Consider the following 14,984-nt stretch of genomic DNA (forward strand, 5'->3'; position numbering starts at 1 on the left):
CTGCGGCGACGAGTACCCATGGGAGGCCGCCATGAGCGACCAGAGTTCCATCGCCCCGCTCGCCGTCCGCGAGCAGTTCATGACCGACCCGACGCTGGGGGCGGGCAACTTCCTCGATCGGGCGATCGCGGCCAACCCGAACCGGGCGGTGCCGTACGCGTTCAGCCACCGCACGGACCACCGGGGGCAGGTGGTGCTGCACGGGCACAGCCTGCTGGACCTCGCGGCGCTGCGGGACCGGTACGCGGCCTGGTACCACGCCAACGGGGTGCGGGCCGGCGAGCCGGTGGGCGTGGTGGTCGGCGAGGGCCTGGAGCCGCTGCTGCACTTCTTCGCGCTGACCGCGCTGGGCGCGGTGCCGGCGCTGATCAACGACGCGATGCGGCACGACGTGATGGTGCGCTACCTGAACCACGTCGGCGTGGTCGGCGTGGTGGCGGACGACACCACCCGGCTGGCCTCGGCGTACCGGCAGGACCCGCAGCGCAGACCGCGGTTCCTGGCGCTCGCCGCCGAGGTGCAGGCGTTCGACGCGGGGGCGGCGGCGCTGCCGGACGGCTACCCGTACCAGCACGCGGCCGACGACGTGGTGGCGCTGATCCACTCCTCCGGGACGACCGGCACGCCGAAGTCGACCACGCTGGCGCACCGTCAGTTCTGGGAGGGCAAGCAGCCGCGCATGGTGCGCTTCCCGGCGGAGTCCTCGGACCGGCTGATGTCGCTGATGCCGCACACCCACGCGGGCGGGCTGAGCTACTTCCTCACCGCCACCCTGCTGGGCCTGCCGACGGTGGTGATGGCGGACTGGCGGCGGGTGACGGTGGAGCCGGTGATGGAGGCGTTCCTGCCGACCATGGTGGCGTCCTTCCCGCGCACCTTCGTCGAGTTGGCCACGGGTGAGCTGCCGGTCGCGGGCGCGGCGAAGGTGCACTCCTGGTTCAACACCGGCGACAGCGCGCACTACGGGCACATCCGGCGGCTGGTGCAGCTGGGCGAGCGCCCGGCCGGGCTGATCAAGCCGTGGCTGCTGCCGCAGGAGAAGGCCGAGCAACCGGCGCTGCCCGGTTCGCAGTTCATCGACGGCCTGGGCTCCTCGGAGATGGGCATGGCGCTGTTCGGCCAGGTCACCTCGCCGGAGACCGAGCGCAACGACCGGTGCGTCGGCAAGCCGTCGGAGGTGGTCGTGAAGGCCGCCGTGGTGGACGAGGACGGCGCGGAGGTCCCGGACGGGACGGTCGGCATGCTGGCGGTGGTCGCGCCCTCGATCACCCACGGGTACTGGAACAACGCCCGGTTGACCGACTCCTTCCGGCTGGCCGGCTACTGGCTCACGGGCGACATCGCCCGCCGCGACGCGGAGGGCCGGTTCTACCACCTGGACCGGACCGTCGACGTGATCGACACCCTGGACGGGCCGGTGTACAGCCTCCCGCTGGAGGAGGTGCTGCTCGCCGACTGCGCCGAGGCGGTGCAGGACTGCTCGGTGGTGGGCGTGCCGCACCCGGACGGCGGGCAGCGGCCGGTCGCGGTGGTGCGGCTGCAGGCCGGCGCGTCGGCGGACGGGCTGCTGGAGGCCGCCAACGCGCAGCTCGCCAAGGCCGGGCTGGCCGAGCTGGCGGGGCTCCGGGTGGCCGGCACGGACGCCGAGTTCCCGCTCGGGCCGACCGGCAAGGTGCTGAAGCGCGAGCTGCGCACCCGGCACGCCGCCCTGCTGACCGAGCAGCATTCCTGATGGACCGTCAGCTTCAGCCGTACCAGTACGTGCGGCGCCCGCTGGTCGAGCCGGACTGGCGGCGGCTGCCGGGCTGGCGGGAGGTGACCGCGGAGCAGTGGCGGGACGCGCAGTGGCAGCGGGCCAACTGCGTGCAGGGCGAGCGGCAGCTGCGGCGGGTCTTCGGCGAGCTGCTCACCGACCGGTTCTACCGTGAACTCGCGGCCGACCAGGCCGAGTTCGCGACGATGCCGGTGCTGGTGCCGCCGCACATGCTGAACACCATGGCGGTCGGCGCCGAGCTCGCGCCGGAGGCCTTCACCGAGGCGTTCCTGGCCGACCCGGTGCGCCGGTACATGCTGCCGGTGCGCCTGGACCGGCACCCGCAGTGGCCGAGCCATCCGCTGGCGGCCCGGGACTCGCTGCACGAGGCGCAGATGTGGGTGGTGGAGGGCCTGACGCACCGCTACCCGACCAAGGTGCTGGCCGAGTTGCTGTCCACCTGCCCGCAGTACTGCGGGCACTGCACCCGGATGGACCTGGTCGGCACCTCCACCCCGCAGGTGGCCAAGTCGCGGCTGGTGCTGCGGCCCGCCGACCGGCAGGAGCAGATGCTGGACTACCTCAAGCGCACCCCGACGGTGCGCGACGTGGTGGTCTCCGGCGGGGACCTGGCGAACGTGCCGTGGCCGCGGCTGGAGTCCTTCCTGCTGCGGCTGCTGGAGCTCGGCTCGGTGCGGGACATCCGGCTGGCCAGCAAGTCGGTGGTGGGCCTGCCCCAGCACTGGCTCCAGCCGGAGGTGCTGCGCGGCGTGGAGCGGGTGGCCCGGCTGGCCGCCCGGCGCTCGGTGAACCTGGCCGTGCACACCCACGCCAACCACGTCGCCTCGGTGACCCCGCTGGTCGCCGAGGCCGCGCGGGCGCTGCTGGACGCCGGGGTGCGGGACGTCCGCAACCAGGGCGTGCTGATGCGCGGCGTCAACGCCACCCCGGAGGACCTGCTGGACCTGTGCTTCGCCCTGCAGGGCGAGGCGAACGTCCTGCCGTACTACTTCTACCTGTGCGACGTGATCCCCAACGCGGAGCACTGGCGCACCTCGCTGGCCGAGGCGCAGCGGCTCCAGGAGGCGATCCTCGGCTACCTGCCGGGCTACGCCACGCCGCGGATGGTCGCCGACGTCCCGCACGTCGGCAAGCGCTGGGTGCACCAGGCGGTCGACTACGACCGCGAGCGCGGCGTCTCGTACTGGACGAAGAACTACCGCACCGGTCTGGAGCTGCGTTCCGGTGACGCGCCGGAGCCGGCCGAGCTGGCCGACCGCCGGCACCCGTACTTCGACCCGGTGGACACCCTGCCCGAGTCCGGCCGCGCCTGGTGGGCCGAACAGGGCGTCCGCGCCGGGCACTTCGCGCTGGACGGGCACTTCGAACTGGAGGAGAGCGAGTGAGCGAGGCCCTGGCGCCGCTGCGTCGGATGTGCTGGATCTTCCCGGACCGGGAGTCCACCCGGTCCGGCGCGATGTGGCAGCACTACTTCTGGGACATGTACGCGGAGATCGCCGCGGAGCTGGGGATGAGCTGGACCCGGCACGCCCCGGAGGCGGTGACCGTGGACGGCATCGATCCGGCCCGGCCGAAGGTGTACGTCGACGAGGACCTGGTGACCCCCGAGGACACCCTGTTCATCACGGCGCTGTACTCGCTGCCGTACCAGTCGATGGACGTGTTCAACCAGCTGGCGCTGTGCACGGTGCTGGAGCAGGCGGGCTTCTACCTGCCGTTCCCGGCGCAGGTGTCGCTGCTGGGCAACGACAAGCTGGCGACCATGCTGTTCCTGGCGGACTCGCCGGTCCCGGCGATCCCGTCGGTGCGGATCGGCTCCGGCCGGGACGTCTCCAAGCACCAGTACGAGGTGGCGCTGGACGGCCTGGAGTTCCCGGCGATCGTGAAGCCGGCCGGCTGGTGCGGCGGCGGCGGGATCAACCTGGCCCGCTCCCGCGAGGACGTCCGCGGCCTGGCCAGCCTCGCGCAGGGCGGCGACACCACGCTGGTGGCGCAGCCGTACCTCGGCGACGGCACGGTCGACTACCGGGTCTACGTGGTCGACGGGCGGCCGTACGCGGTGCTGCGGCGCACCCCGGAGGCGGGCTCGCCGGTGGCCAACGCCAGCCGCGGCGGCTCGATGGACTTCTGCGAGCTTCCCGGTGAACTCGCCGAAGCCACCGAGTACTTCGCGCGGAAACTGCCGATCCCGTTCTTCTGCGTGGACTTCCTGCACGACGGCGAGCGGTTCTGGTTCTCCGAGCTGGAGCCGGACGGGGTGATCGCCCCCGACTTCGACGACCCGCACCGCTCGGTGCAACGGGACGTCACCCGGGCGCGGTTCACCGCGTACCGCGACGCGCACGCGAAGTGGCTGGCGAACGGAGGGGCGGCGCGATGAGTTTCTCGCTGACCGGGCAGGCCGCGGCGCCGGGCCTCGCGGTGGCCCGCCGCACGCTGGAACAGCTGCGCACCGTACCGGAGTTGGCGGCCCGCTACGACGGGGCGCCGGAACCGGTGTCGCTGGCGGACGTCGCCGCGCTGCCGCCGCTGGCCAAGGACGACCTGAACGTGGCGCTGGCGCACCTGGAGCCGCAGGCGGAGCAGGGCGCGACCTGGCTGTTCCAGTCCGGCGGCAGCACCGGCGCGCCGAAGGTCGGGTACGCGCCGACCGGGTTCTACATGGCGAAGGTGTACGAGCACTGGCAGCCGCTGGACCGGGACGACGTGTTCGTCAACGCCTGGGGCGCGGGCCGGATGTGGGGCGCGCACTTCCTGGCGGCGGGCCTGGCGGACCTGTCCGGCTGCCGGGTGATCGCGCTGGGCTCGGTCACCCGGGAGGAGTACCCGGAGTGGCTGGCCTTCCTCGCCGACCGGAAGGTCACCGCGATCGGCGGCACCCCGAGCGTGCTGCGGCTGTGGTTCTCGCACGCCCGCGCCGCCGGGATCAAACTGCCGTCGCTGCGCAAGGTGCTGTGGCTCGGCGAGGCCTGGCAGCCGCAGCTGGAGGAGGACCTGGCGGCGGTGGCGCCGGAGGCCCGGCGGCACGGCATGTTCGGGTCCACCGAGACCTGGGTGGTCGGCTCCAACACGCCGGACTGCCCGGCCGACACCTTCCACCCGTTCCCGCACCAGCTGGTGCACGTCGGCGAGGGCGGGCTGCTGGACTTCACCTCGCTGGACCCGGCGATGCTCAACCCGGTGCTGCGCTACCGCACCGGCGACGCGGGCGAGTTGGTGTCCTGCCCGTGCGGGCGGCCGGAGCCCGCGATGCGGGTGCTGGGCCGCCGGGACAACGTCGTGCAGGTGCGCGGACTGGGCCTGCACGTCGACGAGCTGCTCGCCCGGGCGGAGGCCGAGCCGGGGGTGACCCGCGGCCAGGTGCTGATCACCGAGCAGGCCGGGCGGGCCCTGCGGGTCGAGGTGCTGCTGCTGGCCGCGGCCGGCGCGCAGGTCGACACCGAGTCGCTGCGCCGTGAACTGCTGTCCAGCACCTTCACCTTGAGCACCGGTTTCGTGCACGACCCGGAGAACGTCCGGGTCCGTGTGGTGGACGCGCTGGTCAGCAACGACCGGACCGGGAAGACGGCCGGCTTCGTCGTACGGGAGGAATCGTGAGTCTGCGCATGCCCCAGTCACTCGGCCGGGGCTTCAACCTGTTCTTCGTCGGCAAGTCGATCTCCAACGTCGGCGACCGGGTGACGGTGTTCGTCGTCCCGACCCTGATGATCTTCGTGCTGCACGCCTCCGCGTTCCAGGTCGGCATCGTCGCGATGGCCCAGTACCTGGGCATCCCGCTGCTCGGACCGGTCGCGGGCGTGCTGGTGGACCGCTGGGACAAGCGGCTCACCCTGCTGGTCTGCGACCTGGTCCGGGTGCTGGCCGTCGCCGTCATCCCGCTCGCGTACTGGCTGGACTTCCTCTCCACGCCGCTGCTCTTCTGCTCCGTGGCGGTGGTCTCCGGCGCGACGATCTTCTTCAACGTCGGCTACCTGGTGGCCGTGCCCGCCGTGGTCGAGAAGGAGCACCTGGTCCGCGCCTACTCCCGGCTGGAGGGCAGCGGCTCGGTCGCCGAGGTCGCCGGGCCGTCCATCGCCGCCGCCCTGTACAGCGCGCTCGGCGCCGCCTCGCTGCTGGTCGACGCCGCCAGCTACCTGGTCTCCGCGGCCTGCTTCCGCTGGATGCAGCCGTGGGGCGAGCGCACCGTCGCCCAGGGCTCGGTGTGGCAGCGCCTCACCCTCGGCTTCCGGCTCAACTGGCAGGACCCGGTGCTGCGCCGGGTGGTGCTCGCCGCGGTCACGCTGAACTCCGGCGGCCCGATCTTCGTCACCGTGCTGCCGGTGCTCGCCTACCGCGGCCTCGGCGTCAGCGTCGGCGTGTTCGGCGCGGCGATGTCCGCGGGCGCCGTCGGCGCGCTGCTCGGCGCGCTGGTCGCCCCGAAGATCAGCGAACGCCTCGGCATCGGCCGGACCCTGGCGTGGGCGCTGCTGCTGCACTGCCTGGTCGGCCTGGGCGTGCTGGCCGCGCCCGCGGTGCCCGCCGGGCCCGTCATCGCGGCCACCATGGGCTGCTACGGCTTCTTCATGTCCTGCATCAACGTGTGCTCCGCGCCCGCCCGGCAGTCCCGGATGTCCGCGCAGCACCAGGGCGTCATGCACGCCGCGTTCCGCACCGCCACCTGGGGCGTCATCCCGCTCGCCGCGCTGGTCGGCGGCCTCGCCGTCTCGCTGCTCACCGGCCCGCTCGGCGTCCTCGACGCGGCCCGCTGGACCATGGCCGGCGGCACCCTGCTGGCCGCCTGCTCCTTCCTGCCCGCGCTCGGCATCCAGTCCCGGATGGACGCCGACCTCCCGAAGGCCGTCGATACCGTCACCGAGCTCGCGGAGGCCACCTCATGACGGACCGTCAGGTGGTGCTGATCACCGGCTGCTCCTCCGGGATCGGGCTGGCCACCGCGGCCGCCGCGAGCCGGGCCGGCTGGACGGTGATCGCCACCGTGCGCTCCCCGGACCGCGCCGACGCCCTGCGGGCCGCCGCGCCCGACGCCCTGGTCCGCCGGCTCGACGTCACCGACGAGGAGTCCGTCGCGGCCTGCTTCGCCGGGGTCGACCACCTCGACGCCCTGGTCAACAACGCCGGGATCTCCAACTTCGACCCGACGCTGGAGATGTCCACCTCGGCGGCGCTGCGCGCCAACCTGGACGTCAACTTCTTCGGCACGGTCGCCGTCTCGCGCGCCGCGATGCCGCTGCTGCGCGCCTCCCGCGGCCGGATGCTGACCATCGGCAGCGTGCACGGCGTGGTCGGCCAGCCCTTCAACGAGGCGTACTGCGCGGCCAAGTTCGCCGTCGAGGGCTTCATGGAGGCGCTCGCCCCGGTGGCCGCCGCACACGGCGTGCGGGTCTCGATGCTGGTGCCCGGCTACGTCCCCGACACCAACTTCGGCGTCTTCCCCGACGTCAACCGGTCCACCGTGCAGGCCGCCTCGGGCCCGTACGCGGACACCTTCGCCAGCTACGTGGACCGGCTGGGCAAGGGCTGGGCGAGCGCCGGACAGCCCGCCGCCGAGGTCGCCGAGGCCGTGCTGCAGGCGCTGGCCGAGGACCGGCCGGCGTTCCGGATCCCCGCCAACGCGTGGGCCGCGGGCTACCTCGACGCCAAGCTCGCCGACCGCGACGGCACCGCGATCCAGCGGCTCGCCCACGACTGGATCGGCCTCACCCCCGCCCCCTGACCGCCCCTGACTCCGAACCGAGGAGCAACCCCCATGCCCGCCAGGCCACTTCAGGTGCTCGTCGACCACGCCCGGGCCAACTCGCCGTTCTACGCCGAGCTGTACCGCGACGCGCCCGCCGTCGTCACCTCGCTCACCCAGCTGCCCGTCATCGACCAGGTCGCGTTCTGGGCCGCCAACAGCTGGCCCGACAACCGGCTGCTCACCGGCCCGCTCACCGACGCCGCCGTGTACAAGTCCGGCGGCACCACCGGCGCGCCCAAGTTCTCACCGTGGACCCGCTCGGAGCACTTCGACTCGGTCAGCGCGTTCGGCGCCGGCCTGGTCAACGCGGGCCTCAAGCCCGGCCAGAAGGTGGCCAACCTGTTCCGGGCGGGCGAGTTCTACAGCGGCTTCATCTTCATCGAGAACGCGCTGCACCACGCGCCCGTCGACAACGTCCGACTGCCCGTGGCGACCGCGCCCGACGAGTACGTCACCGACCTGATCCACTCCTTCGGCGTCGACGTGCTCGCCGGCGAGCCGATGAAGCTGTCCTCCGTCGCCGAGACGCTCCTGAAGGAGGACCGGCCCGCCGAACAGGTCCAACTCATCCTGTTCGGCGGCGACATCCTCTTCAACGACCTGCGCCCGCTGCTGCGCAGCGCCTTCCCGAACGCCGCGCTCTCCTCGATCGGCTACGCCTCCGTGGACGCCGGACTGGTCGCCGGGCCGGTGCCCGCCGGGGAGGACCTGCGCGTCCACGAGGCGTTCCCGAACCGGACCGTGGTCGAGCTGATCGACGAGGCCACCGGCGAGCCGATCACCGAACCCGGCGTCCCCGGACGGGTGGTGGTGACCAACCTGTTCCGCACCCTGATGCCGATCCTGCGCTACCCCGCCGGCGACCGCGCCGAGTGGACCGACGCCGAGTGCCGCCGCTTCCGCCTCCTCGGCCGCTCCACCGAGGGCGCCCGGGTCGGCATCGTCACCATGCCCACCGAGGACGTCCGCGACGTGCTGCTCGCCCACGACCCCGGGCACCACATCACCGGCCTGCAGTTCGTCCAGCGCCGCTGGGACGGTCGCGACGGCCTGCTCATCCGCCTCGGCCACACCACCGAGCCCCCGGCCGGCCTGCTCGAGACCCTGCGCCGTGCCGTCCTCGACGCCCGCCCCACCTACGAGGAGGAGGTCGCCGTCGGCGCGATCCACCCGCTCCAGGTCGAATGGGTCCCGCGCTCCGAGCTCGTCACCAACCCGCGCACCGGCAAGCTCCGGCAGGTGATCGACGAACGGCCCGCCCACTGACCCGCCGCCGGTTCCCGCCCCGGGCCGGGAGCGCACCCGGCCCGCGCCGGGCCGGCCGCGCTCCCGCCCGTCCCGACTCCGCCCCGAGGAGCAACCACCGTGCCCGCCAAGCCGCTTCAGGACCTGGTCGACCACGCCCGGACCAACTCGCCGTTCTACGCCGAGCTGTACCGCGACGTGCCCACCGTCGTCACCTCGCTCACCCAGCTGCCGGTCATCGACCAGGCGGCGTTCTGGGTCGCCAACGCCTGGCCCGACAACCGACTGCTCACCGCGCCGCTGACCGACGCCGCCGTCTACAAGACCGGCGGCACCACCGGCGCACCCAAGTTCTCGCCCTGGACGCGCACCGAACACTTCGACAGCGTCAGCGCGTTCGGCGCGGGCCTGGTCAACGCCGGCCTCCGGCCCGGCCAGAAGGTGGCAAACCTGTTCTGCGCCGGGGAGCTGTACAGCGGCTTCCTCTTCATCGAGAACGCGCTGCACCACGCGCCCGTCGACAACGTCCGACTGCCGGTGGCCGCCGCGCCCGACGAGTACATCGCCGACCTGATCCACTCCTTCGGCGTCGACGTGCTGGCCGGCGAGCCGATGAAGCTCTCCTCGGTCGCCGAGACCCTGCTCAAGCAGGACCGGCCCGCCGAACAGGTCCAACTCATCCTGTTCGGCGGCGACATCCTCTTCAACGACCTGCGCCCGCTGCTGCGCAGCGCCTTCCCGAACGCCGCCATCTCCTCCATCGGCTACGCCTCGGTCGACGCCGGACTGGTCGCCGGCCCGGTCGCCGGGGACGACGTGCGGGTGCACGAGGCCTTCCCGAACCGCACCGTGGTCGAGCTGATCGACGACGCCACCGGCGAGCCGATCACCGAACCCGGCGTCCCCGGACGGGTGGTGGTCACCAACCTGTTCCGCACCCTGGTCCCGATCCTGCGCTACCCCGCCGGCGACCGCGCCGAGTGGACCGACGCCGAGTGCCGCCGCTTCCGCCTCCTCGGCCGCTCCACCGAGGGCGCCCGGGTCGGCACCGTCGCGATGCCCACCGAGGACGTCCGCGCCGTCCTGCTCGCCCACGACCCCGGCCAGCACATCGCGGGGATGCAGCTCGTCCAACGCCGCTGGGACGGCCGCGACGGCCTGATCATCCGCCTCGGCCACACCACCGAGCCCCCGGCCGACCTCCTCGAGACCCTTCGCCGCGCCGTCCTCGACGCCCGCCCGCTCTACACCTCCGAAGTCGCCCTCGGCGCGATCCACCCCCTCCGACTCGAGTGGGTCCCCCGCGCGGAACTGGCCACCAACCCCCGCACGGGCAAGCTCCAGCAGGTCATCGACGAACGCCCGAAGGACTAGGCAGCGGCCCAAGTGCGCTTCTCCACCAGGGCGCTCGCCGTCGAACTCCAGCCCTTCGGCCGTCGCGGCGAACTCGCCGAACGGCGCCGCTCCGCCGGCCGCCAACCTGGCCCGGACCAGCGAGAGTTGACGTGGGGCGGTCAGTACACGTCGCGGACGTAGCGCTTGTCGGTGGCGAGTTGCTTGACGTAGGCGGCGGCGTCCTCGATGGTGAGGCCGCCGTGGGCGGTGGCGATCTCGCGGAGGGCGTGGTCGACGTCCTTGGCCATCCGGGAGGCGTCGCCGCAGACGTAGAAGTGGGCGCCGTCCTGGAGCCAGGACCAGAGCTGGTGGCCGTGCTCGCGCATCCGGTCCTGGACGTAGATCTTGGCGCGCTGGTCGCGGGAGAAGGCGGTGTCGAGGCGGCTGAGGGTACCGGCGGCGAGGTGGTCGGTGAGTTCCTCGCGGTAGTAGAAGTCGGTGGCGCGGTGCTGCTCCCCGAAGAACAGCCAGTTCGGGGCGCGGTGGCCGCGGGCGCGGCGGTCCTCCAGGAAGCCGAGGAACGGGGCGACGCCGGTGCCGGGGCCGACCATGATCATGGGGGTGGCGGGGTCGGCGGGCGGGCGGAAGTGCGCGGTGCGCTGGAGGTGGACGGGGACGGCCGCGCCGGTCTCGGCGTCGGCCAGGTGGGTGGAGCAGACGCCGCCGCGGGCCTGGCCCTTGAGGTTCTCCCAGCGCACCACGGAGACGGTCAGCGACACCAGGTCCGGGTCGGTGAGCGGGCTGGAGCAGATCGAGTACTGGCGGGGCTGGAGCCGGCCGAACACCTCGGCCCACTCCTGGGCCCCGGCCCGGACGGCGAACTCGGCGGCCACGTCGACGGCCTGCCGGCCCCACGTCCAGCGGGCCAGCGCGTCGGTGTTGTCGGCGCGCAGCAGGGCCCGCAACTCGCGGTCGTCGCGGGTGCGTTCGGCGGTGAAGCGGAGCAGCGCGGGGCTCACCCGGGTGATGTCGAGGTGCCGGGCGAGCGCCTCGCCGAACGGCAGCTCGCCGACCGACGGCAGGGTCACCGCGGCGTCCGCGGACAGGCCGGTGACGGCCAGCCACTCCTGGACCAGCTGCGCCGAGTTGACGGGGTGGACGGCCAGCGCGTCGCCGGTGGCGTACTCCAGCGGGCGTTCCATCTCGCGGGTGTCGAAGGTGAAGCGCCGCACCTCCTTGCCGGAGCCGGTGCCGCTGAGCAGCCGGTTGCCGACCAGGCGGGCGGTGGCGGCCGGGGCCCGGCGACCGCCAGTGGGGGCGGGCACGGGGGCCGGGGCCGCCGGGGTCTCGCGCAGGGCGGTGAGGACGCCGTCGAGCCAGCCGTTGGCGGTGTTCTCGTAGTCGGGTTCGCAGTCGGCGCGCGGGGCGAGCCGGTGCGCGCCGAGTTCGGCGAGCCGGGTGTCGAGGCGGCGGCCGTGGCCGCAGAAGTCCTGGTAGGCGGAGTCGCCGAACGCGAGGACGGCGTAGCGGCGGCCGTCCAGCCGGGCGGGTTCGGTGGCACTGAGGGCGTCCCAGAAGTCGGCGCCGTTGTCGGGGGCGTCGCCGTCGCCGTAGGTGCTGGTGATCAGCAGCAGGTCGGCGTCGGCGGGCAGCGCGGCGGGGTCGGCGTCGGCCATCGCGAGCAGCGCGGCGGGGTGGCCGCCGGCCAGCAGCCGGGCAGCCGCGGTGGCGGCGAACTCCTCGGCGGTGCCGGTCTGCGAAGCCCACAGCACCAGGACCTGCCGGACGGGCGTGGTGGCGGCGGCCGGTTCGGTGCGCGAGTAGAGGCCGGCCAGCGCGCCGTTGACCCACTGGGCGTGCCCGGCTCCGAACGGCGCGTCCACGGGCAGCACGGGCACGCCCGGTCGCCCGGTCGGGATGGCGGCCAGGAAGCCCGCCAGGTACTGCCGTTCGACCTCGCTGAGCACCGGCGGCGCGCCGACCTCCAGGCCGAACACCGCGCCGGCGGCGACCTCGGCGGACGCGGTCGCGGGTACCGGGGCGGCGGGTGCCGCAGGCGTCGCGGCCGGGGTCGGCACCTTGGTCAACGCGACCGCGCAGTACTTGAGTTCGGGCTGGAAGGAGAGCGGGTCGACGGCGTCGCTGGTGACGGCGTTGACGCTGAGGTACTCGCCGAACAGGTCGTTCCAGTGGAACGGTGCGAAGCAACTTCCCTTCCGGACCCGGTCGGTGACGGTGGCGGGCAGCACGGCCCGGCCGCGCCGGGAGGCCACCTCGACGCCGTCGCCGTCGGCGATGCCGAGCGCGGCGGCGTCCGCGGGGTGGATCTCGACGAACGGGGAGGGGTTGAGCCTGGCGAGCTTGGCCACCTTCGCGGTCTTGGTGAGGGTGTGCCACTGGTGCGGCAGCCGGCCGGTGTTGAGGACGAACGGGTAGTCGTCGTCGGGGAGTTCGGCCGGGTCGAGGTGCGGGCGGGGGTGGAAGACGGCCCGGCCGCCGGGGGTGGGGAAGTGCGGGGTGCCGTCGGCGCGCAGGTAGCGGATCGGGTTGCGGTCGGGCCCGTCGGGGTCGGCGGCGGGCCACTGCACGGGGGTCTCGCGCAGCCGGGCGTAGTCGGCGCCGCGCAGGTCGTAGCCGGTGGCCGGGTTGTGGAAGCGCTTGAGCTCCTCGAAGACCTGCTCGGCGCTGTCGTAGTCGAAGCCGTCGGCGTAGCCCATGGCGCGGGCGACGTCGGCGATGATCCGCCAGTCGGGCAGCGCCTCACCGGGCGGGTCGGCGGCGGGCTGGGCGAGGGTGAGGTTGCGTTCGCTGTTGATCAGCACGCCCTCGGTCTCGGTCCACAGCGCGGCGGGCAGCACCACGTCGGCGTAGGCGTTGGTCTCGGTCTCGGTGAACACGTCCTGGGCGACGACGAATTCGGCGCGCTCCAGGCCGGCGATGACGGTGCGCCGGTTGGCGACCGAGGCGACCGGGTTGGTGCAGATGATCCAGCAGGCCTTGATGTCGCCCTCGGCGAGCTGCTGGAACATCTCGACGGTGCCCCGGCCGACGCCGTCGGCGCGGAGGGTGCCGGGCGGCAGCTCCCACACCCGCTCGGTGAACTCCCGGTCGGCGGGGGCGAGGACGCTGCGCTGCCCGGGAAGGCCGGGGCCCATGTAGCCCATCTCGCGGCCGCCCATCGCGTTGGGCTGGCCGGTGAGCGAGAACGGGCCGCTGCCGGGGCGGCAGATGGTGCCGGTGGCCAGGTGCAGGTTGACCAGCGCGTTGGTGTTCCAGGTGCCGTGGGTGGACTGGTTCAGGCCCATCGTCCACAGGCTGGTGAACTCGCCCGCCTCGCCGATCAGTCGGGCCGCGGTCCGGAGGTCCTGCTCGGCCAGGCCGGTGAGTTCGGCGACCCGGGCGGGCGGGTAGTCGGCGAGCAGCTCCGGCATCGACTCCCAGCCCTCGGTGTGCCGGGCGATGAACTCCTCGTCGGTGTGCCCGTTCTCCACCAGCAGGTGCAGTAGGCCGTTCAGCAGCGCCAGGTCGGTGCCGGGCTCGATCTGCAGGAACAGGTCGGCCTTGGCGGCGGTGGCGGTCCGCCGCGGGTCGACCACGATCAGCTTGGCGCCGGCCTTGACCCGGTCCATCATCCGCAGGAACAGGATCGGGTGGCAGTCGGCCATGTTGGAGCCGATCACCAGGAAGACGTCGGCCAGGTCGAGGTCCCGGTACGAGCCGGGCGGGCCGTCCGCGCCCAGCGACAGCTTGTAGCCGGTGCCCGCGCTGGCCATGCACAGGCGGGAGTTGGACTCGATCTGGTTGGTGCGCAGGTACCCCTTGGCCAGCTTGTTGGCCAGGTACTGCGCCTCCAGGCTCAGCTGGCCCGAGACGTACAGCGCCACCGCGTCCGGGCCGTGCTCGTCGACGATCGCGCGGAGCCGGCGGCCGGTCGCGGCGATGGCGTCGGCGACCGGGGTGGCCACCGGCTCCTCGCCGCGGACGGTGCGCACCAGCGCGGTGTCGAGCCGTCCGGGTGCGGCGAGCAGGTCCGCGGTGGTGGCTCCCTTGGTGCAGAGCCGGCCGCGGTTGGCCGGGTGCGCCGGGTCGCCGGAGGCGCGCAGCACCGTCCGTCTGCCGTCCGGGCCGCTGCCGACGTCCAGGAGCAGGCCGCAGCCCACCCCGCAGTAGGAGCACACCGACCTGACCTGCCCGGTCCGCTCCGGCGTCCCTGCGTCCTGCACCACCTGACCGGCCACGGGAGCCCTTCCGTTCGACCTGCACCTGCTTGTGGTGACTGTAGGAAGAGCGCATTTCGCGGGTGTCTCCGCGGCCGGTGGCCGGGGGTTACACCGGCCGCACACCGATCCCCGGAGGTCCGTGAGGGTGTGCGGCCGGCGCCGGTCAGTCGCTGTGCGGCGCCCCGGCGATCATCGTGCTCTGGCCGCGGAACTCCGCGACGGTCCGGCCCCCGGCCGTCCGCACCGTCACGTCGTAGACGCCCTGCCGCCCCGCCTTGGCCCGCTCCACCGCCTCCGCGACCAGCTCCTCGCCGAGCTGCGCGGGCGCGAGGAAGGTGATCTGCGCGCCCTGCGCGACCGTCACCGGCCCGTAGCTGTTGCAGGCGTACGAGAACGCGGCGTCGGCGAGCAGGAAGACGTAGCCGCCGTGCCCGATGCCGTGCGCGTTGGCCATCTCCTCGGTGACCTTCATCCGGGCCACCGCCCGCCCCGAGCCGACCTCCTCGATCGCGATGCCCGCGCCCTGACAGGCCCGGTCGCGTTCGAACAGTGCTTCGATCCTCGAATTCCCCACCATGACTCCCCCCGTGAGCTGCCCGTTCCCGGGCGTCAGCATTAGACCGACCGGATCGATCGGCTGTCAACGTCCGCATTCCCTCCCGTCCGCGCCGCG

At 73.3% G+C, this 14,984-nt stretch carries 10 protein-coding genes; 8 read left to right on the forward strand and 2 right to left on the reverse strand.

Features of this window, described 5'->3' with window-relative positions; all coding sequences use genetic code 11:
- Positions 1-31: 31 nt before the first annotated feature.
- From ACWD4U_RS05865 to ACWD4U_RS05900, 8 genes are all read left to right on the forward strand, one after another.
- Positions 32-1,732 carry a class I adenylate-forming enzyme family protein gene (locus tag ACWD4U_RS05865; protein ID WP_363451520.1) on the forward strand — a complete coding sequence of 567 codons (1,701 nt, stop codon included), beginning with the start codon at positions 32-34 and terminating at the stop codon, positions 1,730-1,732.
- Positions 1,732-3,159, forward strand: a complete 1,428-nt coding sequence (locus tag ACWD4U_RS05870; RefSeq protein ID WP_363451518.1) for a KamA family radical SAM protein — start codon at positions 1,732-1,734, stop codon at positions 3,157-3,159. Before ACWD4U_RS05865 ends, ACWD4U_RS05870 begins: the two co-directional genes overlap by 1 nt.
- Entirely contained in the window at positions 3,156-4,154 is a 999-nt protein-coding gene (locus ACWD4U_RS05875) for an ATP-grasp domain-containing protein (RefSeq protein WP_363451516.1), read from the forward strand. The genes ACWD4U_RS05870 and ACWD4U_RS05875 overlap by 4 nt, the downstream gene beginning before the upstream one ends.
- Positions 4,151-5,371 carry an AMP-binding protein gene (locus tag ACWD4U_RS05880; RefSeq protein ID WP_363451514.1) on the forward strand — a complete coding sequence of 407 codons (1,221 nt, stop codon included), beginning with the start codon at positions 4,151-4,153 and terminating at the stop codon, positions 5,369-5,371. The genes ACWD4U_RS05875 and ACWD4U_RS05880 overlap by 4 nt, the downstream gene beginning before the upstream one ends.
- Complete coding sequence (locus ACWD4U_RS05885; RefSeq protein ID WP_449787115.1) at positions 5,368-6,651, forward strand: MFS transporter; 1,284 nt, start codon at positions 5,368-5,370, stop codon at positions 6,649-6,651. Before ACWD4U_RS05880 ends, ACWD4U_RS05885 begins: the two co-directional genes overlap by 4 nt.
- Positions 6,648-7,487, forward strand: coding sequence for an SDR family NAD(P)-dependent oxidoreductase (locus tag ACWD4U_RS05890; protein WP_363451510.1), 840 nt, complete (start codon positions 6,648-6,650; stop codon positions 7,485-7,487). Before ACWD4U_RS05885 ends, ACWD4U_RS05890 begins: the two co-directional genes overlap by 4 nt.
- 33 nt (positions 7,488-7,520) lie before the next feature.
- The gene (locus tag ACWD4U_RS05895; protein ID WP_363451508.1) at positions 7,521-8,777 is read left to right on the forward strand and encodes a phenylacetate--CoA ligase family protein; all 1,257 of its coding nucleotides are present in this window, start codon (positions 7,521-7,523) and stop codon (positions 8,775-8,777) included.
- A 99-nt stretch (positions 8,778-8,876) separates the two neighbouring features.
- Entirely contained in the window at positions 8,877-10,130 is a 1,254-nt protein-coding gene (locus ACWD4U_RS05900; RefSeq protein ID WP_363451506.1) for a phenylacetate--CoA ligase family protein, read from the forward strand.
- A 140-nt stretch (positions 10,131-10,270) separates the two neighbouring features.
- Here the strand turns inward: ACWD4U_RS05900 and ACWD4U_RS05905 are convergent, their stop codons facing one another.
- A complete protein-coding gene (locus ACWD4U_RS05905) occupies positions 10,271-14,329 on the reverse strand; it encodes a bifunctional nitrate reductase/sulfite reductase flavoprotein subunit alpha (protein WP_363451504.1) in 4,059 nt (1,352 codons plus the stop codon).
- A gap of 145 nt (positions 14,330-14,474) precedes the next feature.
- Positions 14,475-14,888: a hydroxyphenylacetyl-CoA thioesterase PaaI gene (gene paaI / locus ACWD4U_RS05910; protein WP_363451502.1), complete on the reverse strand. Its 414-nt coding sequence runs from the start codon at positions 14,886-14,888 to the stop codon at positions 14,475-14,477.
- Between the last annotated feature and the right edge of the window lie 96 nt (positions 14,889-14,984).

Source organism: Kitasatospora sp. NPDC002522, assembly GCF_053595195.1.

Bases quoted from the DNA above. Each gene is read 5' to 3' on its own strand.
- ACWD4U_RS05865 (WP_363451520.1), top strand. From the start codon at position 32: ATGAGCGACCAGAGTTCCATCGCCCCGCTCGCCGTCCGCGAGCAGTTC.
- ACWD4U_RS05870 (WP_363451518.1), top strand. From the start codon at position 1,732: ATGGACCGTCAGCTTCAGCCGTACCAGTACGTGCGGCGCCCGCTGGTC.
- ACWD4U_RS05880 (WP_363451514.1), top strand. From the start codon at position 4,151: ATGAGTTTCTCGCTGACCGGGCAGGCCGCGGCGCCGGGCCTCGCGGTG.
- ACWD4U_RS05890 (WP_363451510.1), top strand. From the start codon at position 6,648: ATGACGGACCGTCAGGTGGTGCTGATCACCGGCTGCTCCTCCGGGATC.
- ACWD4U_RS05895 (WP_363451508.1), top strand. From the start codon at position 7,521: ATGCCCGCCAGGCCACTTCAGGTGCTCGTCGACCACGCCCGGGCCAAC.
- paaI (WP_363451502.1), bottom strand. From the start codon at position 14,888: ATGGTGGGGAATTCGAGGATCGAAGCACTGTTCGAACGCGACCGGGCC.